Below are 25,695 nucleotides of genomic sequence, written 5' to 3'. Positions count from 1 at the left end.
GTTTGAAAAAACAAGGCAAACTTTTAAGGAGAGCAAGCCGATATGAAAACGTTTAAGTCATTCAAATCCATTCTGGCAGGTGCTGTTGTCGCCCTGAGTGCCATGAGCGGTTCTGCCTTGGCGGACATGCTGGATCTGGAGAAAGAGGAACTGAAATTCGGTTTCATCAAATTAACAGATATGGCCCCGCTGGCCATTGCGTATGAAAAAGGTTTTTTTGAAGATGAAGGCCTTTATGTCACGCTGGAGCCACAAGCAAACTGGAAAGTTCTGCTGGACCGTGTGATCGATGGCGAACTGGATGGTGCACATATGCTGGCCGGTCAACCGTTGGGGGCAACAATTGGATTTGGCACACAAGCCCATATTATCACGGCTTTTTCGATGGATCTAAATGGAAACGGGATTACGGTTTCCAATGACGTTTGGGCGGAGATGAAAAAACATATCCCGACAGACGCAGACGGTAAGCCAGTGCACCCGATCAAGGCTGATTATCTGAAACCGGTTGTGGAAAAATTTAAGGCAGAAGGCAAACCCTTCAACATGGGGATGGTTTTCCCTGTATCCACCCATAACTACGAGCTGCGGTATTGGCTGGCCGCCGGTGGCATTCACCCGGGGTTTTATTCCAAAACCGATATTTCCGGTCAAATTCAGGGTGATGCGTTGTTGTCTGTAACACCGCCGCCGCAAATGCCCGCGACGTTGGAAGCCGGGACGATCTCTGGGTATTGTGTGGGCGAACCTTGGAACCAGCAAGCCGTGTTTAAAGGGATTGGTGTGCCGGTTGTGACCGATTACGAAATTTGGAAAAACAACCCTGAAAAAGTGTTCGGCGTGTCCAACGAATGGGCTGAAAAATATCCAAATACACATACCGCTGTTGTCAAAGCCTTGATCCGTGCAGCGAAATGGTTGGATGAAAATAACAACGCCAACCGTCCGGAAGCTGTGAAAATTTTGGCGAAATCCGCATATGTCGGGGCGGACGTTGAAGTGATTGCAAACTCGATGACCGGGACGTTTGAATATGAAAAAGGCGATAAGCGCGATGTGCCGGACTTCAACGTCTTTTATCGTTATTTCGCGACGTACCCCTATTATTCCGATGCGATTTGGTATCTGACACAAATGCGCCGTTGGGGCCAAATCCCTGAAGGAAAAACGGACGAGTGGTTCTTTGAAACCGCGAAGAAAGTCTATCGCCCGGATATCTACCTAAAAGCTGCGAAAATGCTGGTCGATGAAGGTCAGGTCGCGAAAGAGGATTTCCCGTGGGATACAGATGGTTTCCGCGACCCGCAAACTCACTTCATCGACAATGTGAGCTATGACGGCCATCAACCGAACGCCTATCTCGAAAAATTCGGCATTGGTTTGAAGGGCGCACAAGTGATCAAAGGCACCGAAGTCGCCGCCAAATAACAAGTTTGCCCTCGGCGAGGGGGTGTCAAATCATCTCGTTGATCTTGATACCCCCAAGCTACCCCGTAAACAAGATCCATTCATTTTTAACTTTTGAATCCATTTATTTTTACAGGTGCAATATGTCCGAAACTACTGTTCAAACTGCTGATGTCGGCTTTCTGGGACGAATTGTTCCCGGTGCGACGTCTTCCTCGGATGCGATGAAAAAAATCTGGCAAAATGTCGGTATTCCGCTTCTTTCCATCCTTATTTTCCTGTTTGCCTGGCAGCAGGCATCAACCTCAATCGAAACCAGTCTGGGCAATATTCCCGGTCCGGTACAGGTTGCGGAAGAAACGGTCTTGTTATGGCAGGATCATGTGGAGATGCGTGAAAAGGCAGATAAATTCTATGAACGCCAAGAAAAACGCAACGCCGCCAAACTGAAAAAGAACCCGGATGCGGAAGTTAAAATCCGTCAGTTCACCGGCAAGCCGACTTATATTGATCAGATCCTTACCAGCTTGAAAACGGTGTTTATGGGGTTTGTGTTGGCAACGTTGGTGGCTGTTCCCCTTGGGATCGCGTGCGGCTTGTCAAAAGCGATGAACGCAGCCTTTAACCCGCTGATCCAGATTTTTAAACCGGTGTCACCACTGGCATGGTTGCCGATTGTAACAATGGTGGTTTCTGCCCTTTATGTCAGTGATGATCCCATGTTTGATAAATCCTTCCTGACATCTGCGATTACGGTGACGCTGTGTTCCTTGTGGCCGACGTTGATCAATACCACGCTTGGGGTTGCTTCGATTGACAAGGATTTATTGAACGTCTCACGCGTTTTGCGACTGGATGCCAAAACCACGATCTTCAAGATGATTTTACCGTCTTCCCTGCCGTTGATCTTTACAGGCTTACGTCTGTCACTCGGTGTGGGGTGGATGGTTCTTATTGCCGCAGAAATGCTGGCGCAGAACCCGGGACTTGGCAAGTTTGTCTGGGATGAATTCCAGAACGGCAGCTCCCATTCTCTTGCGCGCATTATGGTGGCGGTTTTCACCATCGGGATCATCGGTTTCGCCCTTGATCGTGTCATGTACACGCTGCAAGACCTCTTCACATTCAGTGATAAACGCTAACCCAAACGCAAAAAGGATTACCCCCCATGTCATTCTTAGAGCTAAAAAATGTAAACAAGGGCTATGGCAAAGGTGTCGAGCGCACCGAAGTCCTGAACAACATCAATCTTTCGATTAAAGAAGGTGAGTTTGTTGCCATCGTCGGGTTTTCCGGTTCCGGTAAAACCACATTGATTTCGGCAATCGCCGGACTGATCGAACCGGACAGTGGCGAAATTACCCTGAACGGCAAGAAAATTGAAGGTGCAGGCCCGGACCGTGGACTGGTTTTTCAAAGCTATTCCCTTTTCCCGTGGATGTCTGTTTTTTCCAATGTGATGCTGGCGGTTGACAGTGTTTTCAAAAAAGCCAGCCGCAAGGAAAAAGAAGAACGTGTTCACCGTTATGTGGAAATGGTCGGTTTGGGCCATGCCAAGGATCGTAAACCGGCAGAATTGTCTGGTGGGATGCGTCAACGGGTAGCTGTTGCGCGTGCCTTGGCCATGAGCCCGCAAATCCTGTTGCTGGATGAACCGCTCTCTGCATTGGATGCATTGACGCGTGCCAACCTGCAGGACGAGATCGAACGGATTTGGGAACAGGAAAAGAAAACCGTCATCCTGATTACCAATGATGTGGATGAGGCAATTTTGCTGGCCGACCGTATCATTCCGCTGACACCGGGGCCGAACGCGACCTTTGGACCGGATTTTGTGGTGGATCTGGATCGTCCGCGTGATCGTACGGCCATGAACCATGATGAAAAATTCAAGAAGCTGCGCAAAGACGTCACTCAGTATCTGATCGATGTGGGGATTGAAAAGAATGCTGAAACCGGCGAATTTGCGCCGCTGCCCTCCGTCAGCCCGATTATGCCGGGATCACGGATGCCGAAAAAGGCGAAAGAGGCAGCGCAAGCCCGCAGTGGCGATACCCATCGTTTTGTCGATTTCTCCCATGTTCACAAGGTCTATCCCACTCCCAAAGGCCCGTTGACAGTGGTTGATGATTTTAATCTGCAGCTCAAGAAAGGGGAGTTTATCTCGGTTATCGGGCATTCAGGCTGTGGCAAGTCTACAGTTTTGACAATGGCTGCCGGGTTAAACGAGATTTCCAAAGGCGGGATCATTCTGGATGGACGCGAAGTTGATGGGGCGGGCCCGGACCGGGGCGTGGTTTTTCAGGCCCCCAGCCTGTTCCCGTGGTTAACGGCGCGTGACAATGTGATGATCGGTGTGGAACGGGTATATCCCCATGCCAATCAACAGGAACGCAACGATATCGTTGAATATTACCTGCAACGTGTCGGTTTGGCCGACAGCATGGATAAGGCGGCTTCTGAAATGTCCAACGGGATGCGTCAACGGGTTGGGATTGCCCGCGCCTTTGCCTTGTCCCCTAAATTCCTGCTGCTGGATGAACCGTTCGGCATGCTGGATAGTTTGACGCGTTGGGAATTGCAGGAAGTGTTGATGGATGTGTGGAAACGCACACAAGTCACAGCCATGTGTGTCACCCACGATGTTGATGAAGCCATTTTATTGGCAGACCGCGTCATTATGATGACAAATGGGCCACATGCAACGGTGGGTAAGATCATGGAAGTGGATCTGCCACGCCCACGGACCCGCAAGCAATTGTTGGAACATCCGCGCTATTACGAACTGCGCGAAGAACTTCTCTCCTTCCTTGCTGAATATGAACATGGTGATCCGGAACCGCAAGCCGATGATAAAGACGTTTGTGAAGCTGACGATCAAGAAGCCGCGTGAAAGGAACAAAAATTATGAAAAAGCTGGTTGTTATTGGTAATGGTATGGCGGGCATGCGCTGTGTGGAAGAAATTCTCAAACGCGACGCCGATCAATTTGAAATCACTGTTTTTGGCGCAGAGCCTTACGGAAACTATAACCGCATCATGTTGTCGCCGGTTTTGTCCGGGGAAAAGACCTTTGATGAAATCGTGATTAATTCACCTGAATGGTATGCTGAAAATAAAATCACATTGCACACCGATGCCGAGGTCACGGAAATTGACCGGGCGGCAAAGGTTGTTAAATCTGCAAATGGCATTGAAGCGGCTTATGACAAATTGTTAATCGCCACCGGGTCTGAACCGTTTATCATCCCGGTACCGGGTAAAGATCTGGACGGGGTTATTTCGTTTCGTGACATGAATGATGTCAATGTCATGGAAGAAGCCATTTCACAGTATAAAAACGCCGTTGTTATCGGCGGCGGGCTGTTGGGACTGGAAGCGGCTTATGGTCTACAACGTCGTGGTATGAAAGCAACCGTCATTCACCTGATGGATACCTTGATGGAACGTCAGTTGGATGAGGCCGCTGGTTTCCTGTTGAAGCAGGAATTGGAAGGGCGCGGTATTGATGTTTTAACCGGGGCAAATACCAAAGAAATCATTGGTGAAAATGGCCGGGTTAAAAAAGTCTGCTTGGCGGACGGGCGTGAAATCGCAGCTGACCTTGTGGTGATGGCTGTGGGGATCCGCCCCAATGTCAGCCTTGGGCAATCAGCAGGATTGGAAGTCGAGCGCGGCATTCTGGTGAGTGATCAATTGGTGACATCTGATGCTGATATTTACAGTGTTGGAGAATGTGTACAACACCGTGGGGATTGTTACGGTCTGGTTGCCCCGCTCTATGAAATGGGTAAGGTGCTGGCTGATCATATTACGGGAACGGATAGTGCCTATCAGGGGTCTGTGACATCGACCAAGTTGAAAGTCAGTGGCGTTGATGTTTTTTCTGCCGGTGATTTTTCAGGTGGTGAGGCCTGCGAAGATATTGTTTTGCGTGATGCGGCCCGTGGTATCTACAAACGCGTGGTCCTGAAAGATAATAAAGTTCAAGGGGCAGTGCTTTATGGCGATACCACTGATGGGGCATGGTATTTCCAGATGTTGAAAGACGGGCAGGACATCAGCGATATCCGTGATCTGTTGATTTTCGGTCAGGCGTTTGCGTCTGGGGGAGGAGCCGCTGCGGACCCTCTTGAAGCCGTTGCAGCTTTGGCGATGGACGCTGAAATTTGTGGCTGTAACGGCGTATGCAAGGGCGATATCGTGACAGCGGTAAATGAAAAAGGCCTGACAACTTTGGATGAGGTCAAGGCCCATACCAAGGCATCGGCCTCTTGCGGGACATGTTCCGGTCTGGTGGAAAACCTGCTGAAGGTGACATTAGGCGATAGTTATCAGGCACAAACCGTTAAACCCATGTGCGGTTGCACCGAACATACCCATGATGAAGTCCGTGCTGCGATTGTGGAACAAGGGCTGAAATCTATCCCAGAAGCCTATCAGGCCTTGGAATGGAAAACACCGGATGGATGTTCATCATGTCGTCCGGCGATGAATTATTACCTGTTGTGTGCATGGCCCGGTGAATATGTCGATGATACCCAATCGCGATATATTAATGAACGCGCACATGCCAACATTCAAAAAGACGGAACCTATTCTGTTGTGCCGCGCATGTGGGGTGGTTTAACCAACCCGAAAGAATTACGCGCCATTGCCGATGTGGCGGAAAAATTTGATGTGAAAACGCTCAAAGTGACTGGCGGTCAACGCATTGATCTGTTCGGGATCAAGAAAGAAGATCTGCCGGCGGTTTGGGCGGACCTGAACGCAGCAGGGATGGTGTCCGGTCATGCTTATGGCAAATCATTACGCACGGTGAAAACCTGTGTGGGTAAGGAATGGTGCCGTTTTGGAACACAAATGTCGATGGACCTTGGTGTGCAGTTGGAAAAACTCAGTTGGGGATCCTACATGCCGCATAAATTCAAAATGGCGGTTTCTGGCTGTCCGCGAAATTGTGCAGAAGCTACCATCAAGGATTTCGGCGTGATTTGTGTGGATAGTGGGTATGAACTGCATATCGCAGGTAATGGCGGCATCCATGTCCGCGCAACGGATTTGCTGTGCAAGGTCGCATCGGAACAAGAGGTTCTGGAATATTGCGGTGCCTTTGTTCAGCTTTATCGTGAAGAAGCCCGTTATCTGGAACGCACAGCCCCTTGGGTTGAACGTGTCGGTCTGGATTACATCAAACAAATCGTTGTTGAAGATGAAGCCAAGCGTAAAGAGTTGAACGCACGCTTTATCTATTCACAAAAATTCTGGCAGGACGACCCGTGGGCCAAAGCGGTCAACGAAGAAGCGGCTGCGCGTGAATTTAAACCATTATCCGCTGTTGCGGCTGAGTAAAGGGAGATTGGAAAATGAGTAACTGGATTGAAGTCGGCACCGTTAACGATATCCCCAAGCTGGGGGCACGTGTGGTCAAAAGTATGCGCGGTGATATTGCGGTCTTTCGAACAGCTGATGATGAAATTTTCGCCATCGTTGATAGCTGTCCCCATTCCGGCGGCCCGCTGTCACAAGGAATTGTGCATGGCAAGGCCGTGGCCTGCCCGCTACATAACTGGAATATCGATCTGGAAACAGGTGATGTTTTAGACCCCGATCATGGCTGCGCGCGCGTGATCCCGGTTTCCAGTAAAGACGGAATTATCCGTATCTACGTTGAGGCGGAGGCAACAGGAACGCATGGCTGACAGCATTCGCACCACCTGCCCTTATTGCGGCGTCGGTTGCGGGGTACTGGTTTCAAAAGATAATGCGGGTGGGGTTGTCGTTAAAGGCGACCCTGACCATCCGGCAAATTTCGGTAAACTCTGTTCCAAAGGGGCGGCCCTTGGCGATACGCTTCGTCAGGACAATCGTTTACTAACACCTAAAATCAATCATCAAGTTGCCAGTTGGGAGCAGGCAAGTGATTTGGTAGCTGCCCGTTTTAAGGAAATGGTTGAACGCTATGGACCGGATAGTGTGGCCTTTTACGTATCGGGCCAGTTATTGAGCGAAGATTATTATGTGGCGAATAAACTGATTAAAGGTTTTATCGGAACCGCCAATATAGATACAAATTCACGCCTGTGTATGAGTTCTTCCGTCGCCGGGCATAAACGTGCATTTGGTTCTGACACGGTGCCCCAAACCTATGAAGATTTGGAAACGTCCGATCTGGTTGTTCTGGTCGGGTCCAATCTGGCCTGGTGTCATCCAATCCTGTTTCAACGCTTGAAAGCTGCAAAAAAGAAACGGGGAACCAAGGTCGTTGTGATTGATCCGCGCAAAACAGCAACATGTGAAATTGCCGATCTTCATTTGGCGATCAAACCGGGTTCGGATGTTCTGCTGTTTAATGGTTTACTGACTTATCTGGATCAAAATGGGGCGAAAGATCAATCATATGTAACAGCGTTTGTTGAAGGCCTTGACGAAACATTGCAGGCAACGTCTGTTGATATCCTGAGTGTTGCAAAAGGCTGTGATGTGTCTGTTGCAGATGTGCTTGCCTTTTATGACTGGTTCTTAAAGACGGATCGGACCTTGAGTGTTTATAGCCAAGGGGTCAATCAATCATCCCAAGGCACTGATAAAGTCAACAGCATTATCAATTGTCATCTCTTTACCGGTCGCATTGGGCGCGAAGGCTGCGGTCCTTTATCTGTGACGGGACAACCCAATGCAATGGGCGGGCGCGAAGTTGGCGGATTGGCCAATATGCTGGCGGCCCATATGGATTTTACACCGGATGGGATTGATCGGGTGTCGCGTTTTTGGCAGGCCCCGAATATCGCAAAGGAACCGGGCAAAAAAGCACTGGATATGTTTGAAGCCATTCATGAAGGCCAGATCAAGGCGGTCTGGATCATGGCGACCAACCCATGTGTTTCCCTTCCTGATGCGGGACGGGTGCGCGAAGCCTTGGAAAAATGCGATTTTGTGGTGATCTCTGATTGTGTGGACCATACTGATACGATGGCTTATGCCGATGTCGTTCTGCCAGCCGCTGCGTGGGGGGAACGTAACGGGACGGTGACAAATACGGAACGTCGCATTTCAAGACAACGCGCCTTTTGCGATCTTGCGGGCGAGGCACTGCCCGATTGGAAAATCATCACGCAAGTTGCCCGTAAAATGGGGTTTGAGGAGGCTTTCCCTTATGAAAGTTCCTACGACGTTTTTCGCGAGCATGTCGCCTTATCTGCGTTTGAAAATCAAGGCGAGCGTGATTTTGATTTATCCGGCTGGATGGAGTTGTCGCGTGCTGGATTTGATGGGATTGAACCCACGCAATGGCCTGTCGGCACATATGCGAAAGATCGTTTTTTCGAGGATGGTCGTTTTTATACCGCTTCGGGCAAGGGCAATATGGTCCCCGTTCAACCCAAAAGCCCGGTTTATCCTGTCACGGCGGATTATCCCTATGTGTTGAACAGCGGGCGTATCCGTGATCAATGGCATACTATGACGCGCACGGGGATGTCTCCGCGCTTATCGACACATGTGATTGAACCTTATTTGGAAGTTCACCCCGAAGCCGCCTTGTGCGAAGAATTGCAGGACGGTGGTTTGGTGGAAGTTACATCAAACTGGGGGCGTGCGATTTTGCGGGTAAAAGTCAGCGAGAATGTTAAACGTGGCGAAGTCTTCATGCCGATGCATTGGAGTGATGAAAACAGTGCGGAAGCCGTTGTTGGTCGTCTCGTCAACCCGGTTTGTGATCCTTATTCCGGTCAGCCGGAAAGCAAACATACACCAGTCAGTTTGAAACCGTTTGCCGCGGATTGGCATGCGTTGTTGATTGTACGGGAGAAGTTGGAGCCATCGGGTTTTGCTTATTGGACACGTAGTCTTTCAAACGGGTGTTATATCTATGATGTGGCAGGCGTTGGGGATCCGTCCAACTGGGATGATTATGCAGGCGTTTTGCTTGGACAAGGTGAAATGCTGGCAATGAGTGATGAACGTCGCGGCGCGCGTCGTTATGCAGTTTTACGTGAAGACAAACCGCTTGGCGTGATGATTATGGCCCGCACATCCGAAGGTATCCCATCGCGCAACTGGATTGCCAGCCTGTTTGCGCAGGGGGAATTGAATGCACAGGATCGCTTGTCGTTATTAAGTGCGAAACCTGCGGGTAAAGTGGCCGAAAAAGGTGCGATTGTTTGTTCGTGTTTCAATGTCGGCCTGTTGGAAATTCAACGCGCGATCGTCGAAGAAGGTCGAATGAGTGTCGAAGCCATCGGCGTTGCGTTGAAAGCCGGAACCAATTGCGGATCCTGTCAGTCGGAAATCCAGCAAATTCTGGAGGAAACGCAAACAAATGACCAAAAACAAAAGGTTGCCTAAGAGGGGGGGTTCTTAACTTGTTTGATTATCGGTGTTTTTTGCACTCTCTAATATCGTGATCCATATAAGTGGGAACCTATAAAAAAGGGCCGGAAGATAAGTCTTCCGGCCCTTTTTCTTTATCAGTACTGACGTTAGATGTTACCCGCGTAACTCGCCGCCGGTGTTTTTGGCAACACTGGCAACCACGTTGTCGCTGACGGTTTGAATCTGTTCATCCGTCAGGGTGTCGGTGGTGGGTTGTAAGGTGATGCTGATGGCAACGGATTTTTTACCTGCTTCCACATTCTCGCCTTCATAAACGTCAAAGACGGCAACGTCGCTGATCAGTTTTTTATCGGCGGTTTTGGCCGATTGAATAATCTTGGCCGCAGGAACATCGCTATCGACCACAAAGGCAAAGTCACGTTCCACGCTTTGGAAGGCGGAAAGTTCCAACACAGGGCGTAACGCGCCTGTTTTCTTGGATTTTGTTGCCGGAATAGCATCAAGATAAATCTCAAAACCAACGGCAATTCCCTTATAGCCCATTTTCTTGAGCGTACCGGGATGCAATTCCCCGAAATAGGCCAAGGTGTTTTTCGGTCCCAGTTTCAAGGCACCACTGCGACCCGGATGATAATGGGCGGGCGGGCCTTCTGGGTCCACTTGCAGGCTGTCAACTTTGGCGCCAGCAGCTTCTAAAACAGCCATTGCATCAGCCTTGGCATCAAACACATCAAAGCGGCGCGGGGTTTGTGCCCAGTTACGCGGGCCGGTTTGACCTGTACGTACACCGCAAACCACAATGGGTTGCTTGTCGGCGGTATCACCGTCAAACTGCGGACCAACTTCGAACAGGCAGCCATTGGGTAGGCCACGGTCATTGTTGCGCTGACAAGCCGCCAATAGGTTCGGCAACAGGCTTGGACGCATAATCTCCAGATCTTTGGAAATCGGATTAGTCAGACGCAGATTTTCATCAGACCAGCCAAACAGTTTGGCTTGCTTTTCCGGTAAGAAAGCGTACGTAACAGCTTCGGACAGGCCGCGTGTAACCAGTGTGCGACGTGAAACATCGCGCTTGATCTGCATGGGGGTATAGGCAACACCCGGCAGGTTGGTTTCACGAACCAAAGATACTTCCTCAATATGCTCGTAACCATAAACGCGGATGATTTCTTCGACAAGGCAGGCTTCCAGTTCAATGTCTGAACGCCATGATGGCGGCTGAACATCAAAGGTTTCGCCTTTGTCGTCCAGCTTGCAGCCCAGAATGTCCAGAATGCGCACCATTTCGTTTTCTGCGACATCGACGCCTGTCAATTGTTTGACGCGGGATTTGCGCAAGGTGATGGTACGTTGCCACTGTGGCTCTTCACCTGCGACAACCAGTTCGGAGGCTTCGCCGCCGCACAACTCAAGGATGAGGCGGGTTGCCATTTCCGTCATGTCCACAACGGCTGCCTCATCAACACCGCGTTCAAAACGATAACGGGCATCAGATATGATGTCCAGTTTACGTCCGGTCATGGCGGTGCGGATCGGATCAAACAGCGCACATTCCAAGAAGACGTTGGTTGTGTCGTCCTGACAGCCGGAAGCTTCGCCCCCCATAATACCACCAAGGGCATGCGGGGTTATGTCGTCACACACAACGGTCATGTCCGCATCCAGCGTGTATTCTTTTTCGTCCAGTGCTTTCAGTGTTTCACCTTCTTTGGCGAGACGGACATGCACATCACCGTTGAGTTTGTCAGCGTCAAAGACGTGCAGCGGACGGCACAGGCCTTGGCTGAAGTAGTTGGTGACATCAACGAGTGCGGAAATCGGACGCAGGCCAACCGCAAGCAGTTTGTCTTGCAGCCATTTCGGGCTGGGGCCGTTTTTTACACCGCGAATATAACGCCCGGCAAATTGCGGACAGGCTTTTACGCCGTCTGCAGGATTGTGCAGATGGACTTTAATCGGGCTTTCAAACGTTCCTTTTACCGGATCAGTATTGACCGGTTTTAAAGTGCCAAATCCGGTTGCTGCCAAATCGCGTGCAATGCCGCGCACGCCTGCGCAATCGCCACGGTTCGGGGTAATGGCAATTTCAATGATCGGATCGGTCAGGCCCATAATGTCGACCGCGCGTGCGCCAACTTTGACGTCGGCTGGCAGGTCGACGATACCGTCATGGGAATCAGATAAATTCATTTCCGCTTCGGACATCATCATGCCTTGGCTATCGACACCACGAATTTTTGTCGGTTTCAGGGTCACATCTAGACCGGGAATGTAGGAACCGGATGTGGCAAACACACCTTTCAAACCGGCGCGTGCGTTCGGGGCACCGCAAACGACCTGATATTCTTTCTCGCCATCAGAGACTTTCAACAGTTGCAGTTTATCTGCATCTGGGTGTCTTTCCGCGGTCAGAATTTCGGCAACCTTAAACGTTTCCAGACCTTTGGAACGGTCTTCGACGCCTTCGACTTCCAATCCGATCATGGAAAGCTTTTCAACGATTTCGTCACAGGTCTTATCTGTTTCGAGATGCTCCAAGAGCCAGCTTAAAGTGAATTTCATCGGGTCAGCCCTCCTACCATGCTGGGAATGTCCAAGGCCTTGAAGCCATAATGGCGCAGCCAACGCAGATCAGATTCATAGAATGTCCGCAGATCGGGAATGCCGTATTTCAACATGGCAATCCGTTCGATCCCCATGCCAAAGGCAAAGCCCTGATATTTGCTGGAATCGATACCACAGTTTTCCAAAACTTTGGGGTGAACCATGCCGCAGCCCAAAATTTCCAGCCAGTCATCACCTGCACCGATTTTGAATTCCCCGTCTTTACGGGTACAGCCGATATCGACCTCCGCGCTTGGTTCTGTGAACGGGAAATAGCTGGGACGGAAACGAACGGGCAGATCGTCCACACCAAAGTAGGCTTTGCAGAAATCAATCAAGCAGCCTTTCAGGTGTCCAAAATGTGTTTTTTCATCGATGACCAGCCCCTCGATTTGGTGGAACATCGGTGTGTGGGTCGCATCATAATCACAGCGATACGTGCGCCCCGGACAGATAATACGGATCGGTGCGCCCTTTTCCTGCATGGAACGGATTTGTACAGGGGAGGTATGCGTGCGCAAGACCATACGATTGCCGTCTTGTTCGCGTGGCAGATAAAATGTGTCGTGATCCTGACGGGCCGGATGTTCCGGGCCAATGTTCAGGGCACCGAAATTGCGCCAATCGTCCTCGATATTCGGTCCTTCGGCAACGCTGAAACCCATCTCGCCAAAGATAGCAATGGCTTCGTCAATGGTTTGGCTGACAGGATGAACTGTGCCAGTGTGTTCCGGGCGTACAGACAATGTCACATCAATTTTTTCCGCCATGAGACGGGCGTTCAGTTCGGCATCGGCCAATTCTGTTTTGCGCGCATCAATAGCTTGGGCGACTTCGCCTTTAATGAGGTTGAGCTTTTGTCCGGTTTCTTTGCGTTCTTCCGGTGTCAGGTCTTTCATGTTCTTCATCAACGAGGTGATGGAACCTTTTTTACCCAACGCACTGACGCGAATGTCATCTAAAGCCTTGGAGTCGGTCGCGGCAACGACAGCTTCCAGGACTTCTGTTTTAATCTGATCGAGGTTTTCCATATCCGTTCCCTATGGAAGTGTTTAGAGCAAACAAAAAAGGAGACCAAGGCCCGAAGGCCCCAGTCCCCTTTTCCAAGAATTTTCAACGTAAAACAATCAGCTTTACGTGAGCGTTTTATTACTTGGCAAGAGCGGCCTGGGCCTGTTCTACCAAAGATTTAAACGCGTCCGGCTCACGAGCTGCCAGATCAGCCAGGACTTTACGGTCCAGCTCGATACCAGCCAGTTTCAGGCCGTTCATGAATTGAGAGTAGCTTACGCCATACTGACGAGAACCAGCATTGATACGCTGGATCCACAGTGCGCGGAAGTTACGTTTTTTGTTGCGACGGTCGCGGTACTGATACTGAAGGCCTTTGTCGACCTTCTCCATAGCGACGCGCAGGACGTTTTTATTACGGCCGCGATAACCTTTGGCCGCCTTGATGATCTTCTTGCGACGAGCGCGGGAAGCAACTGCTACTGTTGAACGCATGTGTCTTAATCCTTATTCTGGGCTTGTAATCGTGTACTTAAGCGTACGGCATCAAAGATTTGGCCATACGTGCATCAGGTGCACTCAGAACCATTGTGCCACGTGCCTGACGTTTCATTTTCTGAGAACGTTTGCGCAGGTTGTGGGATTTGAATGCGTAAGCACCGCGTACTTTGCCAGTAGCCGTGATCTTGAAGCGCTTTTTCGCGCCAGATTTCGTCTTCATTTTAGGCATTTCATTATCCTTTATGTATCTACATTGAAACCGACGCTTCGGCATGCCTTAGCCTCAGTTCGTCATCCTTCAATGCCTTTAACAAAATATGCGCCGCAGACTAAATTTCAGCGACGAGGTAGCGGGTTATAGACTCAAGATCAGGGGAATGCAAGGGCAAAATATGTTTCAGGACAGGTGTTACTCTTTATAGAGAGTTGCAAAATTATTCTCTTTTGCCAGAAGTTCTGAGAACCGTTCCATAAAGGGGGCGTACTTAGCGTTAAGGTAATGGTAAAAATGGCGGGTTTCAATGGTCATGATTTTTTTGACGGGTGCGCTCAATAGCCCTTCTTTTTGCAGGAAACCAACGTAAGGGTCGTTGTTGATGAAAGAGCCGATAATCCCTTTGTTGAACGCAACATACAGGTCGGCTTCACTCATATATGCCAGCGGTGTGAGCAAAGGCTTTTGACGAATGAAACGTTCTTGCCAAGCATAGCCTTTGATATAGCCTAGTGGACGTTTTGCGTATGTTTCCGGGTCGGTAGATGCCCAAAGGGATGCGGGAATGGAAAGAAGGGGGTGTTGAGAACGTACAAATGTTTTTGTGTAGTTTTTCTCAATATCTTCGAATCTGTAAAGCTCCCCGTCAATGAGAGAGCGATTGAAATATAAAAGACTGCGTTTGGGCGGTAAAAGCCGAGTCGATAGCTTGCAACCAAGTTTTGCGTACATCTCTTCAAATATATGGCGTGCCTTTAATGTTAACTTATTTTCCTGATACATGCTGAGTGTCTGCGGACATTCAGGCGTGGTTGCATAAGTCGGCATACTCAGACAAAACAGAGTTGCCGCTATGATTGCTGATACAGTTCTCATGTTTGTCCTTTGAGGAGCTAAATCTCAAGATGGTCCGTACAATATGAGGGTGTTAAAAAAATAAGCCAGCATGAAATGATGATTGGAATATTTTTAAGGATTGTTTCTAAGTATTGAAAAATAGATATTAATTGACTGAGTGCACATCAAAAGGGCTGTCGAGTGAAAATGTCGGGATGGTTACATCCAACCGTTCTCCATTTCCGCTGATCATTTCGTAAGACCCACCCATAAATCCACTTGGTGTTTGTAAGGGCACACCGCTGGTATATTCGTAAACATCACCCGGACTGATGAGAGGTTGTTCACCGACGACGCCTTCGCCGCGAACTTCCTGTATGCGGCCTAAGGCATCGGTGATTTTCCAGTAACGCGAAAGCAGTTGGATGGGTTCAAATCCGGTATTTTGAATACGAATATGATAGGCCCACATAAATGCATTTTTTTGTGGATCGGATTCTTGTTCCAGAAAAAAAGGTTGGACAGTTATATGCACCATCCGTGTTGTCGCTGAAAATTCCATTCTTAAGGCCCTGTTTTATAAGTTCAACTTCTAAAGATGGGGAGGGCTGATGTTTTACGCAATAAGGAAATGAGCATGAGCTGCTGCAACAGGGCGATTTTCATCGTCTTGCCAAGCGGTAACACGTACATTGGCGACACGCTTTCCTTGCTTGATAACTTGCCCTCGTGCAAAGGTGTCTTTATTGAGGGCAGGGCGAAGATAATCGATAGAAACATTTATGATGCGGGGAATGCGTACCGGATTGACGAGTTCGTCTAGCAGATGAAAAGAGGCCGCATGTTCCATCAGGCCTGCAACGACCCCGCCATGAACCGCCCCTATGATTTCGTTACCAATATTGTCATCATGTGCGCGTAAAATCGTCAATAAACCTTGTTCATCACTTGAAATATCCAGTCCCACCAATTGGGCATACGGGATCATGGCGTTGATATCATGTAGACTGCTTGTTCCAAAAAGGGCTTTCATGACATCTCTTCCTTTTGAAGTTTAAAGGTACCGCTGGCCATAAAAGTCCCGGTGGCTTTGGCAACCATTTTGTCTTCGCTGTCCTGCCAGGCCCAACCACGCACGTAAGCAACATCATCATTATGATGAAAACATTCCGCTTTGGCGTAAAGGGGGCGATCGGCATGCAGGCGATCCAGATGATCCAGACGTAAATCCAGTGTCGCGACCGTGCGCCCTTCGCTATAAGCCGAAGAGGCAACGGTGCCGCACAAGGTATCTAAAAGTGTGGTTACAATTGCGCTATGCATGAAATTTTGGGCGGTATTGCCAACAAATTCGGGGCGGGGGTCCAGTTGCATGGCACCGATACCTTCTTCTAGTTGAGTGAACTTTAGCCCCAGTCTTTTGCAGTGGGGAAGGTTTTCAACGGTATGGCGCATAAAATTGAAAACGGAAAGAGACACGTTCATTTCCTTGATTGTGACGCAAGCCTAAAATGTAAGGTTTGTGAACTGTAAGTGCAACATACAATATTTGGGTTTGGTTAAATGTTTGTACTTTTTTTACACTTTTGTGCGATCATCGTAATGACTTATTCTAGTCTCAATGGAGAAAATGCGTGGCAAGACTTTTGATCGTCGATGACGATGAAGCCGTTTTAGCGGTTATGGTAGAGGCATTGCGAAATGCAGGATTTGACGTTGAAAGTGCTGTGAACGGTCAGTTAGCCCTGGAGCAAATACGAAATAATCGTTTTGATTTATTGATTACTGATATTTTAATGCCCGAAGTCGATGGCCTTGCGATCATCGATAAAGCGATTGCGGGCAATCAGGATATTTCCGTTCTTGCTATTTCAGGCGGGGGACTAGATAAGGACGGCGGTGATTTGCTGGAAGCTGCGATGCTCAGTGGGGCAGACGCTATCTTGGAAAAGCCCTTTTTACCAGATGAGCTTGTTCGCACGGCCCGCGCCCTTTTGCGCTAAGTCTGATTTAATTCGTCTTTTAAGCTTTGCTTGATTTCTTCCGGCAAGTGCAGGCAGTTGAGTCCCATCAAGGCCCCCTGCATCGCCCATAACATCATGAGGTTGATGGTTTGTGGGTTGCGTGCTTTTAGCTCAATATAAGCCGGAATTACACCGCGTTTGCGCAAATCATCTTCGGTTTCAATGCCGATCTCGCGCAGCCAGACTTCCGTTTTTGGTCCTATATTGATTAGGTTGATGATTTTTGTCATTTACGGCTTTTGCTTATCTTGTTTGCCATAGGTTTTAAATTTCTCAAGAACTTCGTCCATTTCTGCGTCATTCAAGATATAGGGTTCACCAACTTGCAGGGCTGTTAGATATTGTTCGCAAAGAAGTTCCAGTTCTTGTGCGATTTTTAGGGCTTTCTCCAAAGTTGGACCTGTAACAATCATACCATGATTGGCCAGCAGGCAGGCATGACGGTCTTGGAGTGCACTCAGGGCAACATCGGATAAAGTTTGTGTGCCGAACGTGGCATAAGGCGCGCAGCGGACGTTTTTGCCGCCACAAACCGCAATCATGTAATGAAAAGGCGGGAGGTCGCGGCGCAGGCAGGCTAAGGTGGTTGCAAATTTGGAATGGGTATGAATGACAGCATTGACATCCGGTTTTGCCAAATAAATATCGCGATGAAAAAGCCATTCGCTTGAGGGCTTTAGAGATCCCGTGTAGGTGCCATCCATTTGAACGTCTACGATATCCTCGGGACGAAGCCTGTCATAATCCAAACCCGAAGGTGTTATTAAAAAGCCATTTTCCGATCTTGTGGAGACATTGCCACTGGCGCCTTGATTAATGCCAAGGGCGTTCATTTTTAAGGCGGTATCAATGACGGTTTGATGTTCCATGAATTTATTTTTCCGATGTTGCCAAGGCCAGTCCGTCAATTTTCACGTAAACTCAGGGAATAATTTTGCCAAGCCGTCTTTGCTGGGGTGTGCGACCCCGCGTTCAGTGATCAATCCTGTGACGTATTTTGCCGGGGTGACATCAAAGGCGTAATTTGCCGCCTTGCAGCCTTGTGGGGTGATGGTCACAGTGGCGGTGCTGCCGTCTTGTAACCGTCCGGTCATTTCGGTGACTTCGGTGGCATCGCGCTGCTCAATCGGGATTTCCTTTACGCCGTCGTCCACTGTCCAGTCGATGGTCGGGGATGGCAGGCCCACATAAAATGGTACGCCATTGTCATGGGCGGCCAAGGCTTTCAAATAGGTGCCGATCTTGTTGCAGACATCCCCACTGGCCGTGGTGCGGTCTGTGCCGACAATACATAAATCAACCTCGCCATGCTGCATCAAATGTCCACCGGCATTATCAACGATCAGGGTATGGGGCACACCGTGATTGCCCAGTTCCCATGCGGTCAGGGATGCACCTTGATTGCGCGGGCGGGTTTCATCCACCCAGACATGAACCGGAATACCCGCATCAAAGGCTTTATAAATCGGGGCGGTTGCGGTGCCCCAATCCACTGTGGCTAACCATCCGGCGTTGCAGTGGGTCAGGATATTGATGACGCCTGTTTTGCCCTTTTTCTCCCAAATCTCTTCAATGATTTTCAGGCCATGATCACCAATGGCAGAATTTTGCGCCACATCATCGTCACAAATTTGGGCCGACAGTGCATAAGCTGCCTTTTCTCGTTCAGCAATCGGTAAAGGCAAAATCTGTTTGCGCATTTCATCCAGTGCCCAGCGTAAATTTACGGCAGTTGGTCGGGTGGCATAAAGCTCTTTGTAAGCCGTCTCAAACCCTGCGTCAGTGGCATCAGCACGCAACGCAAGCGCCATACCATAGGCTGCCGTCGCCCCGATCAATGGCGCGCCACGCACCAGCATGTCAAAAATCGCATGGCAAGCATCAGCTAATGTTTCCATACGCACAATTTCATAGGCGTGCGGCAGCTTGGTCTGATCGATAATATTGACACCAAAGCCGTCTTCATCCAGCCAGATCGGGCGGGTTGGGATACCGTTCACTTTCATTGGAATTATCCTTTCAAAACCCGACCTGCAACAGCGTCCAGTTTGGCAACCACATCCGGGTCACGGGCATCCGGGGCGGTGATGAGGGCGTATTCAAGCGCATTGTGGCAACCGGATGGGCAGGGCAGCGGGGCTTTCGCGATTTTTGGTGCAACGGCTTTGACAAGGTTGCGGCCTTTTTCGGCGTTTTCAAGCAACACTTTGATGACCTGCTCAACGGTGACATCGTCGTGATCTTCATGCCAGCAATCGTAATCGGTTACCATTGCAACTGTGGCATATCCCATTTCTGCCTCGCGGGCCAATTTGGCTTCGGGCATGTTGGTCATTCCGATGACGGAACAGCCCCAACTACGATAGAGGTTGGATTCTGCCTTGGTGGAAAATTGTGGGCCTTCCATCGCGAGATAAGTGCCGCCGCGCGTGTAATCAATATCCAGTTCTTTCAAGGCATCTTCCAGGCAATCGACCAGTCGTTTCGACACCGGCTCACCAAAGGCGACATGGGCAACGCATCCGGTTGTGAAGAAGGATTTTTCACGGGCAAAGGTGCGATCGATATAATCATCAGCCAGCACAAAATGTCCCGGCGGTAGTTCTTCTTTTAGTGATCCACAGGCAGAAACCGAAACGATATCTGTCACACCGGCACGTTTCATCGCATCAATATTGGCCCGGTAGTTGACTTCGGATGGGGAAATGCGGTGACCGCGTCCGTGACGGGGCAGGAAACGCATTTGAACGCCGTCAAGTTCACCAAAGAGGATCTCATCTGAAACTGTGCCAAAGGGCGAGTCGATTTTTGTCCAACGGGTGTTTTCCAGCCCGTCAATTTCATAGATTCCGCTGCCGCCCATGATGCCGATGATAGTCTCTGACATGTTTAAATTACTCCTGCCTGAAAGAAAAATCAGAGACTCTTTTGCCATGTCTTTTAAGGGAATGCCAAGAAATAATGTATGCCAACTCTTGGAATGCACAATTAATATGCGCCATGGTGAATATATACCCACTATTACGCATAAATTTTGAACACATGGTAAAAAAAACGACTTATTCCGGAATTTGGTCTTGCAAAGAGGTAAATTAAGGGTAAAGCTTCGATATGTGCATGAGAAACAACGAATGTTTTTTCGCATGTGCAAAAAGAAAATCATGGAAGAGGCCGGTTTTTCGGGCTCTTTTGGTAGATGTTCTGGCTAAATAAAAAGTAACTAATTGTTAGGGAGCTTTGAATGTCGGTTTTTTTGGAAAGTGCGATTAAAAAACTGACGGCCGGAGCATTTTTTAGAATTCACGGGAGAATTAAACTATGAAAAAAACTTTGTCTGTCCTGACGGGCGCATTTGTTGTCACAGCTGTTACAGCGACTGCAGCAATGGCGGCTAGCACCCTTGATACGGTAAAAGCACGCGGCGAATTGCTGTGTGGCGTTTCTGCCGGTCTTCCGGGCTTCTCTCTGCCTGATGAAAAAGGGAACTGGACAGGTCTTGATGTGGATACGTGCCGCGCTGTTGCTGCTGCCGTTCTGGGTGATGCCAACAAAACGAAATTCATTCCGCTGACCGCGAAAGAACGTTTCACTGCGTTGCAGTCTGGCGAAATTGACATGCTGTCTCGTAACACCACATGGACACACACACGTGACACCTCTTTGGGTCTGAACTTCACGGGCGTGAACTATTATGATGGTCAAGGCTTCCTTGTTCAAAAAGAACTGGGTGTGAAATCTGCATTGGAACTGGACGGCGCGTCCGTTTGTATTCAGGCAGGGACCACAACAGAATTGAACCTTGCCGATTATTTCCGCCTCAACGGTATGAAATTCAGCCCGGTTGTTTATGATACGGCAGACCAGACTATTCAAGGGTTTGCGGCGGGTCGTTGCGATATTTTGACCTCTGACCAATCGCAGTTGTACGCGTTGCGTTCTAAATTGGATGACCCGAGCAAAGCGGTTGTTTTGCCGGAAGTTATTTCCAAAGAACCGCTTGGCCCGGTTGTTCGCCAAGGCGACGATCAGTGGTTTAACATTGTTAAATGGACCTTGTTTGCGCAAATCAACGCTGAAGAAATGGGTTTGACCTCTGCCAACGTCGATGCGGCAATGAAAAGCGAAAACCCGTCCGTACAACGTCTTGTTGGCACAAGCGGTGATGCGGGTGCTAAGCTTGGCTTGGGCGCAAACTGGGCGTTTGATGCTGTGAAACAGGTCGGCAACTACGGCGAAATGTTTGATCGTAACGTCGGCCCGAACACACCGCTGCAAATCTCTCGTGGTTTGAATGCGTTGTGGTCTAAAGGTGGTCTGCAGTACGCTCCGCCGGTCCGCTAAGATCAGACGGTAGTTGATATATGGGTGAGTGTGTTTTCTGCGGAGATTTCCTCGGCTAACACACTCACTTTTTCTTTTTTTAAGAGTTTGGAGTGTGCATATGTCGCAAACAAAGAACGACAACGCCACCAAGCCCAAAAAGAGTTCCTCGGCGCTGTATGATCCGCGTGTTCGCGCGGTTGTTTTTCAATCGCTGTTGTTTGCTTTCCTGATTTGGTTGGGCTGGACAATTTTCCAGAACACCCTGCACAACATGGAAAGCCGAGGCATTACGACGGGCTTTGATTTTTTAAGTAACCCTGCCGGCTTTGAAATTTTAATGAGTCTCGTGCCGTATGACGCGTCTCATACCTATGGGCGAACGTTCATCGTTGGTCTGCTGAATACGGTTTTGGTTTCCTTTATCGGAATCATTTTTGCTACTCTTTTGGGCTTCGTTATGGGCGTGGCTCGCCTATCCAAGAACTGGTTAATCGCGAAAATTGCCACTGTTTATGTGGAAACCTTGCGCAATATTCCTTTGTTGCTGCAAATTTTCTTTTGGTATTTTGCGGTCTTGCAACCGCTGCCCGGTCCGCGCCAAAGCTTGGGTCTGGCCGAAACATTTTTTATTAACAATCGTGGTCTTTATGTACCGGCACCTGTTGCAGGAGAGGGCTTCTCTGCCGTACTGATCGCCTTGTTGATTGCCCTTATTGCGACCATCGCGATTGCTCGCTGGTCGCGCAAACGTCAAGAGGCGACAGGGGAACAGTTTCCCGCATTTTGGACCGGTGTTGGTTTAATTATCGGTTTGCCCTTGATCGTTTTTGTGGTGCTTGGCGCCCCGCTCACGTGGGAACTTCCCGCCTTGAAAGGCTTTAACTTCAAAGGCGGTGTTCAGGTTATCCCTGAATTTATTGCTCTTCTGCTGGCTTTATCGACTTATACGGCGGCCTTTATTGCCGAGATCGTGCGTGCCGGTATTTTGGCTGTCCCACATGGACAAACAGAAGCGGCTGAATCGTTGGGCTTGCGTCGTAGTGTGACCTTGCGTGAAATCATTATCCCGCAGGCGATGCGGGTGATTATTCCGCCTTTGACCAGCCAGTATCTCAACCTTGCCAAGAACTCTTCCTTGGCCACAGCGATCGGTTATCCCGATATTGTGTCCGTCTTTATGGGCACGACATTAAACCAGACCGGTCAAGCCGTTGAGATTGTCGCTATGACAATGGCAGTTTATCTGACGATCAGTTTGACGCTGTCGTTTGTGATGAACTGGTACAACAAAGCCATGTCGTTGAAGGAGCGTTAAAATGGGTAAATTCGTTGAAAAAGAAGCGCTCCCACCCCCTGTTTCCACAACAGGTCCAATTGCATGGGTGCGTCAAAATCTTTTATCGTCACCGTTTCATGCGGTGCTGAGCCTGGTGGCTCTTTATCTGTTGATCCAGATTGTGCCGCCGATTATTGACTGGGTCTTTATCAGTGCGAACTTTGCGGGAAATGACCCCAAAGCCTGTACAGGTGAAGGCGCGTGCTGGGTCTTTATCAAAACACGTCTTGGCTTCTTCACCTACGGCTTCTACCCTGATGCGGAAAGATGGCGTGTGGATTTGGCTTTTCTATTGTTGGCGATTGTGGTTATGCCGCAATTTTTCGCTCAAGTTTCCGGGCAGATTAAAAAATGGCTCGGTCTTGCCGGTTTGACAGTTCTTCCGATTATCGTCGGTATCTTGTTGCTGGGCGGTGCTTTTGGCCTCAACCCTGTGGAAACCCACAAATGGGGCGGCTTGATGCTGACATTAGTTCTGTCCTATGTCGGGATTGTGGCGGCCTTGCCATTCGGGATCGTTCTGGCCTTGGGGCGGCGTTCGGAAATGCCGATGGTCAAGATGGTCTGTGTGGTCTTTATTGAACTGTGGCGCGGTGTGCCGTTGATCTCGGTTCTGTTTATGGCGTCTGTGATGTTGCCTTTGTTCTTGCCGGAAGGCTGGGACTTTGAAAAACTGATGCGCGCCTTGATCGGGATTACTCTGTTCCAGTCTGCCTATATGGCAGAAGTGATACGCGGTGGCTTGCAAGCCATTCCGAAAGGCCAGTTCGAGGCCGCCGCCTCGCTGGGGTTGGGCTATTGGCGTTCGATGGGGCTGATTATTTTGCCCCAAGCGTTGAAGCTGGTCATCCCCGGTATCGTCAATACATTCATCGCCCTGTTTAAAGATACGACCCTGGTTTTGATTATCGGTTTGCTGGATATTCTGGCGACGGTTCAAGCCATGATTACCGACCCCGCGTGGCGTGGCGTATCGACCGAAGGGTACATTTTTGCAGCGTTCTGTTTCTGGGTTTTCTGTTTCGGGATGTCTCGTTACAGCCAAGCTTTGGAGCGCAAACTACACACCGGACACAAACGCTAAGAGGATAAAATGACAAGAGATCCCGATGCAATTACAGATACAGTGACAGAGGCGCAATTGCGTGCCGGTCATAATCTGGAGCACGAAGTCGCACAGGAAGACGTAATCCAATTGATCAATATGAACAAATGGTATGGCGATTTTCATGTTTTGCGCGATATTAACCTGAACGTCCATAAGGGCGAACGGATCGTAATTTGTGGGCCTTCCGGTTCCGGTAAGTCCACAATGATCCGCTGTATCAACCGTTTGGAAGAACACCAGCAGGGCCAGATCATCGTCGATGGTGTGGAACTGACCAATGATCTTAAAAATATCGACAAGATCCGCCGCGAGGTGGGGATGTGCTTCCAACATTTTAATCTTTTTCCGCATTTGACCATTCTGGAAAACTGTGTACTGGCGCCGATGTGGGTGCGCAAGGAACCGCGCGCCGAAGCCGAAGCGCGTGCCATGCATTATCTGGAGCGGGTCAAGATCCCGGAACAAGCCCTTAAATATCCGGGTCAGCTTTCCGGTGGTCAACAACAACGTGTGGCGATTGCCCGATCTTTGTGCATGCAGCCGAAAATCATGCTGTTTGACGAACCGACCTCGGCGCTTGATCCTGAAATGATCAAGGAAGTGCTGGATACGATGGTGCAACTGGCCGAAGAAGGCATGACCATGCTGTGTGTGACACACGAAATGGGCTTTGCCAAAACAGTTGCTGATCGCGTAATCTTCATGGCAGACGGACAGATCGTCGAAGAAAACGAACCTCACGAGTTCTTCAACAATCCACAAGAAGAACGTACACAAGAGTTCTTAAGCCAGATTATTGGGCATTGATCAAAGAATGAGCCTCCGTCTCCATGACGGGGGCTTATTTTTTCAAACGGTAGTCCAGTTTGACAATTCCGCGATCAAACGTTTGTGTCTCTTGTAACTCAAAAGTTTGCTGCCCTTCAGTGGATCGATAAAGCGGTATGCCACTTCCTAAAAAAACAGGAATAATAAAAAGTTCCAGACGATCCAGGGCACCTAATTCAATGAGGCGGGTTTGAAGTTGTGCGCCCCCCACAATCCAGCAATCCCCGGAAATCTGTGTACGCAGATGTTCGACCAGTTTTTCAATGTTGTTATGCCAGGCGCTGACTTGTGCAGGCGGGTTATGGATGGGGGTGGAGGTCAGGACAATGCCTTGTTGCTCCGGATAAGGCCAGCCGTGAGCTAGTTCCAATGAGTGCTCGTACGTTTTTCGTCCCATCACCACGGTCTTGATTTGGCTGATGAATGCGTTGTAGCCAAAATCCACATCTTGAAAAGGTGTGAGCCAGTCTACTTGCCCGTTTTGGTCTGCAATAAAACCGTCGGCACTGGTGGCGATATAGCCGCGTATTGTCACTTTAATCTATTCCTAAAATTGCTTTTATAGGTTTGAAACTTTTGCGGTGATGGGGGCTGACCCCGTGATGGGCAAGGCCTTCCTGATGCAATTTGACACCGTAACCTGCGTTTTTTTCCCAACCATAATAGGGGTACTCTTTTGCGAGTTCCGCCATTTGACGGTCCCGTGTTACTTTGGCGATGATGGAGGCGGCTGCGATTGAACAGGATAGGCCATCCCCTTTCACAATGGCTTGGGCGGGAATATCAAGGGCCGGTGGAATTTTATTCCCGTCAATGAGGATGAAATCAGGTTTTTGGGGCAAGTTGTCAACTGCCCTAGTCATGGCAAGGTATGTGGCTTGAAGGATATTGAGGGTATCAATTTCTTCGACACTTGCTTCGCCAACAGCCCAGATGCTTTCTGCCTTAATCCGATCGATTAGGCTTTCGCGTTTTTTTGGGGAGAGCTTTTTTGAATCGTTTAAGGCCTGTGCGAGATCGGGGGATAACGTCTCTTGATTGAAAAGAACACAGGCGGCGGTAACAGGACCGGCCCAAGGGCCGCGCCCGGCTTCATCTACGCCGCAGACAAGGCCGGCATGTTGGTTTTCGAGGTTGAAATCAGGCATTTTTTTCTCAGGTGTGT

Annotated in this window: 25 protein-coding genes; 11 read left to right on the top strand and 14 right to left on the bottom strand. The window is 49.4% G+C overall.

The window, feature by feature from the left end:
- Positions 1 to 42: 42 nt before the first annotated feature.
- The 6 genes from ACI0FF_RS17340 to ACI0FF_RS17315 all read left to right on the top strand — a co-directional run bounded on the left by ACI0FF_RS17340 (position 43) and on the right by ACI0FF_RS17315 (position 9,753).
- The gene (locus tag ACI0FF_RS17340; protein ID WP_419798002.1) at positions 43 to 1,428 is read left to right on the top strand and encodes a CmpA/NrtA family ABC transporter substrate-binding protein; all 1,386 of its coding nucleotides are present in this window, start codon (positions 43 to 45) and stop codon (positions 1,426 to 1,428) included.
- A gap of 122 nt (positions 1,429 to 1,550) precedes the next feature.
- Positions 1,551 to 2,549 (top strand): ABC transporter permease, encoded by a 999-nt coding sequence (locus ACI0FF_RS17335; RefSeq protein WP_419798001.1) that lies wholly within the window; start codon positions 1,551 to 1,553, stop codon positions 2,547 to 2,549.
- A 26-nt stretch (positions 2,550 to 2,575) separates the two neighbouring features.
- Entirely contained in the window at positions 2,576 to 4,300 is a 1,725-nt protein-coding gene (locus tag ACI0FF_RS17330) for an ABC transporter ATP-binding protein (protein ID WP_419798000.1), read from the top strand.
- 14 nt (positions 4,301 to 4,314) lie between these two features.
- Entirely contained in the window at positions 4,315 to 6,759 is a 2,445-nt protein-coding gene (nirB, locus tag ACI0FF_RS17325) for a nitrite reductase large subunit NirB (RefSeq protein WP_419797999.1), read from the top strand.
- A gap of 14 nt (positions 6,760 to 6,773) precedes the next feature.
- Entirely contained in the window at positions 6,774 to 7,109 is a 336-nt protein-coding gene (gene nirD / locus ACI0FF_RS17320; protein WP_419797998.1) for a nitrite reductase small subunit NirD, read from the top strand.
- Complete coding sequence (locus tag ACI0FF_RS17315; protein ID WP_419797997.1) at positions 7,102 to 9,753, top strand: molybdopterin-dependent oxidoreductase; 2,652 nt, start codon at positions 7,102 to 7,104, stop codon at positions 9,751 to 9,753. The genes nirD and ACI0FF_RS17315 overlap by 8 nt, the downstream gene beginning before the upstream one ends.
- Positions 9,754 to 9,894: 141 nt before the next feature.
- Here the strand turns inward: ACI0FF_RS17315 and pheT are convergent, their stop codons facing one another.
- The 8 genes from pheT to ACI0FF_RS17275 all read right to left on the bottom strand — a co-directional run bounded on the left by pheT (position 9,895) and on the right by ACI0FF_RS17275 (position 16,390).
- Positions 9,895 to 12,306, bottom strand: coding sequence for a phenylalanine--tRNA ligase subunit beta (gene pheT, locus ACI0FF_RS17310; protein ID WP_419797996.1), 2,412 nt, complete (start codon positions 12,304 to 12,306; stop codon positions 9,895 to 9,897).
- Positions 12,303 to 13,379 (bottom strand): phenylalanine--tRNA ligase subunit alpha, encoded by a 1,077-nt coding sequence (gene pheS / locus ACI0FF_RS17305; RefSeq protein WP_417819161.1) that lies wholly within the window; start codon positions 13,377 to 13,379, stop codon positions 12,303 to 12,305. The genes pheT and pheS overlap by 4 nt, the downstream gene beginning before the upstream one ends.
- A 118-nt stretch (positions 13,380 to 13,497) precedes the next feature.
- The gene (gene rplT, locus ACI0FF_RS17300; RefSeq protein ID WP_188663400.1) at positions 13,498 to 13,854 is read right to left on the bottom strand and encodes a 50S ribosomal protein L20; all 357 of its coding nucleotides are present in this window, start codon (positions 13,852 to 13,854) and stop codon (positions 13,498 to 13,500) included.
- A 37-nt stretch (positions 13,855 to 13,891) separates the two neighbouring features.
- Positions 13,892 to 14,089, bottom strand: coding sequence for a 50S ribosomal protein L35 (rpmI, locus tag ACI0FF_RS17295; RefSeq protein ID WP_417819160.1), 198 nt, complete (start codon positions 14,087 to 14,089; stop codon positions 13,892 to 13,894).
- Positions 14,090 to 14,269: 180 nt separating this feature from the next.
- A complete protein-coding gene (locus ACI0FF_RS17290) occupies positions 14,270 to 14,950 on the bottom strand; it encodes a hypothetical protein (RefSeq protein ID WP_419797995.1) in 681 nt (226 codons plus the stop codon).
- Between the two features lie 127 nt (positions 14,951 to 15,077).
- A complete protein-coding gene (gene apaG / locus ACI0FF_RS17285; RefSeq protein ID WP_419797994.1) occupies positions 15,078 to 15,473 on the bottom strand; it encodes a Co2+/Mg2+ efflux protein ApaG in 396 nt (131 codons plus the stop codon).
- A gap of 54 nt (positions 15,474 to 15,527) precedes the next feature.
- Entirely contained in the window at positions 15,528 to 15,944 is a 417-nt protein-coding gene (locus tag ACI0FF_RS17280; protein WP_419797993.1) for a PaaI family thioesterase, read from the bottom strand.
- Complete coding sequence (locus ACI0FF_RS17275; protein ID WP_419797992.1) at positions 15,941 to 16,390, bottom strand: PaaI family thioesterase; 450 nt, start codon at positions 16,388 to 16,390, stop codon at positions 15,941 to 15,943. Before ACI0FF_RS17275 ends, ACI0FF_RS17280 begins: the two co-directional genes overlap by 4 nt.
- Before the next feature lie 155 nt (positions 16,391 to 16,545).
- Between ACI0FF_RS17275 and ACI0FF_RS17270 the strand changes: the two genes are divergently transcribed.
- Positions 16,546 to 16,914, top strand: a complete 369-nt coding sequence (locus ACI0FF_RS17270; RefSeq protein ID WP_419797991.1) for a response regulator transcription factor — start codon at positions 16,546 to 16,548, stop codon at positions 16,912 to 16,914.
- Here ACI0FF_RS17270 and ACI0FF_RS17265 read toward each other — a convergent pair.
- Genes ACI0FF_RS17265 through ACI0FF_RS17250 form a run of 4 tightly spaced genes read right to left on the bottom strand, consistent with a single transcriptional unit; the run spans position 16,911 to position 19,822 of the window.
- Positions 16,911 to 17,165 (bottom strand): TfoX/Sxy family DNA transformation protein, encoded by a 255-nt coding sequence (locus tag ACI0FF_RS17265; RefSeq protein WP_419797990.1) that lies wholly within the window; start codon positions 17,163 to 17,165, stop codon positions 16,911 to 16,913. The genes ACI0FF_RS17270 and ACI0FF_RS17265 overlap by 4 nt on opposite strands.
- Positions 17,166 to 17,804 (bottom strand): class II aldolase/adducin family protein, encoded by a 639-nt coding sequence (locus tag ACI0FF_RS17260; protein ID WP_419797989.1) that lies wholly within the window; start codon positions 17,802 to 17,804, stop codon positions 17,166 to 17,168.
- 42 nt (positions 17,805 to 17,846) lie between these two features.
- Positions 17,847 to 18,941 carry an S-methyl-5-thioribose-1-phosphate isomerase gene (mtnA, locus tag ACI0FF_RS17255; protein WP_419797988.1) on the bottom strand — a complete coding sequence of 365 codons (1,095 nt, stop codon included), beginning with the start codon at positions 18,939 to 18,941 and terminating at the stop codon, positions 17,847 to 17,849.
- 5 nt (positions 18,942 to 18,946) lie between these two features.
- Positions 18,947 to 19,822 (bottom strand): S-methyl-5'-thioadenosine phosphorylase, encoded by an 876-nt coding sequence (locus ACI0FF_RS17250; protein ID WP_419797987.1) that lies wholly within the window; start codon positions 19,820 to 19,822, stop codon positions 18,947 to 18,949.
- A 431-nt stretch (positions 19,823 to 20,253) separates the two neighbouring features.
- Between ACI0FF_RS17250 and ACI0FF_RS17245 the strand changes: the two genes are divergently transcribed.
- The 4 genes from ACI0FF_RS17245 to ACI0FF_RS17230 all read left to right on the top strand — a co-directional run bounded on the left by ACI0FF_RS17245 (position 20,254) and on the right by ACI0FF_RS17230 (position 24,509).
- On the top strand, positions 20,254 to 21,276 hold the full coding sequence (locus ACI0FF_RS17245; protein WP_419796476.1) for an amino acid ABC transporter substrate-binding protein: 1,023 nt from the start codon (positions 20,254 to 20,256) through the stop codon (positions 21,274 to 21,276).
- Positions 21,277 to 21,376: 100 nt separating this feature from the next.
- Positions 21,377 to 22,573 (top strand): amino acid ABC transporter permease, encoded by a 1,197-nt coding sequence (locus ACI0FF_RS17240; RefSeq protein WP_419797986.1) that lies wholly within the window; start codon positions 21,377 to 21,379, stop codon positions 22,571 to 22,573.
- 1 nt (position 22,574) lies between these two features.
- Complete coding sequence (locus ACI0FF_RS17235; protein WP_419796478.1) at positions 22,575 to 23,678, top strand: amino acid ABC transporter permease; 1,104 nt, start codon at positions 22,575 to 22,577, stop codon at positions 23,676 to 23,678.
- A 9-nt stretch (positions 23,679 to 23,687) separates the two neighbouring features.
- A complete protein-coding gene (locus tag ACI0FF_RS17230; RefSeq protein WP_419797985.1) occupies positions 23,688 to 24,509 on the top strand; it encodes an amino acid ABC transporter ATP-binding protein in 822 nt (273 codons plus the stop codon).
- A gap of 34 nt (positions 24,510 to 24,543) precedes the next feature.
- Here the strand turns inward: ACI0FF_RS17230 and ACI0FF_RS17225 are convergent, their stop codons facing one another.
- A complete protein-coding gene (locus tag ACI0FF_RS17225; protein WP_419797984.1) occupies positions 24,544 to 25,065 on the bottom strand; it encodes a dihydrofolate reductase family protein in 522 nt (173 codons plus the stop codon).
- A gap of 1 nt (position 25,066) precedes the next feature.
- The gene (locus tag ACI0FF_RS17220) at positions 25,067 to 25,678 is read right to left on the bottom strand and encodes a ribonuclease HII (protein WP_419797983.1); all 612 of its coding nucleotides are present in this window, start codon (positions 25,676 to 25,678) and stop codon (positions 25,067 to 25,069) included.
- Positions 25,679 to 25,695 lie beyond the last annotated feature (17 nt).

Source organism: Terasakiella sp. 4MB5A (assembly GCF_050058155.1).
Lineage (GTDB): Bacteria > Pseudomonadota > Alphaproteobacteria > Rhodospirillales > Terasakiellaceae > Terasakiella > Terasakiella halodenitrificans.
Note: the sequence above shows the minus strand (reverse complement) of the source record. Positions and strands in the feature narration are given on the sequence as shown.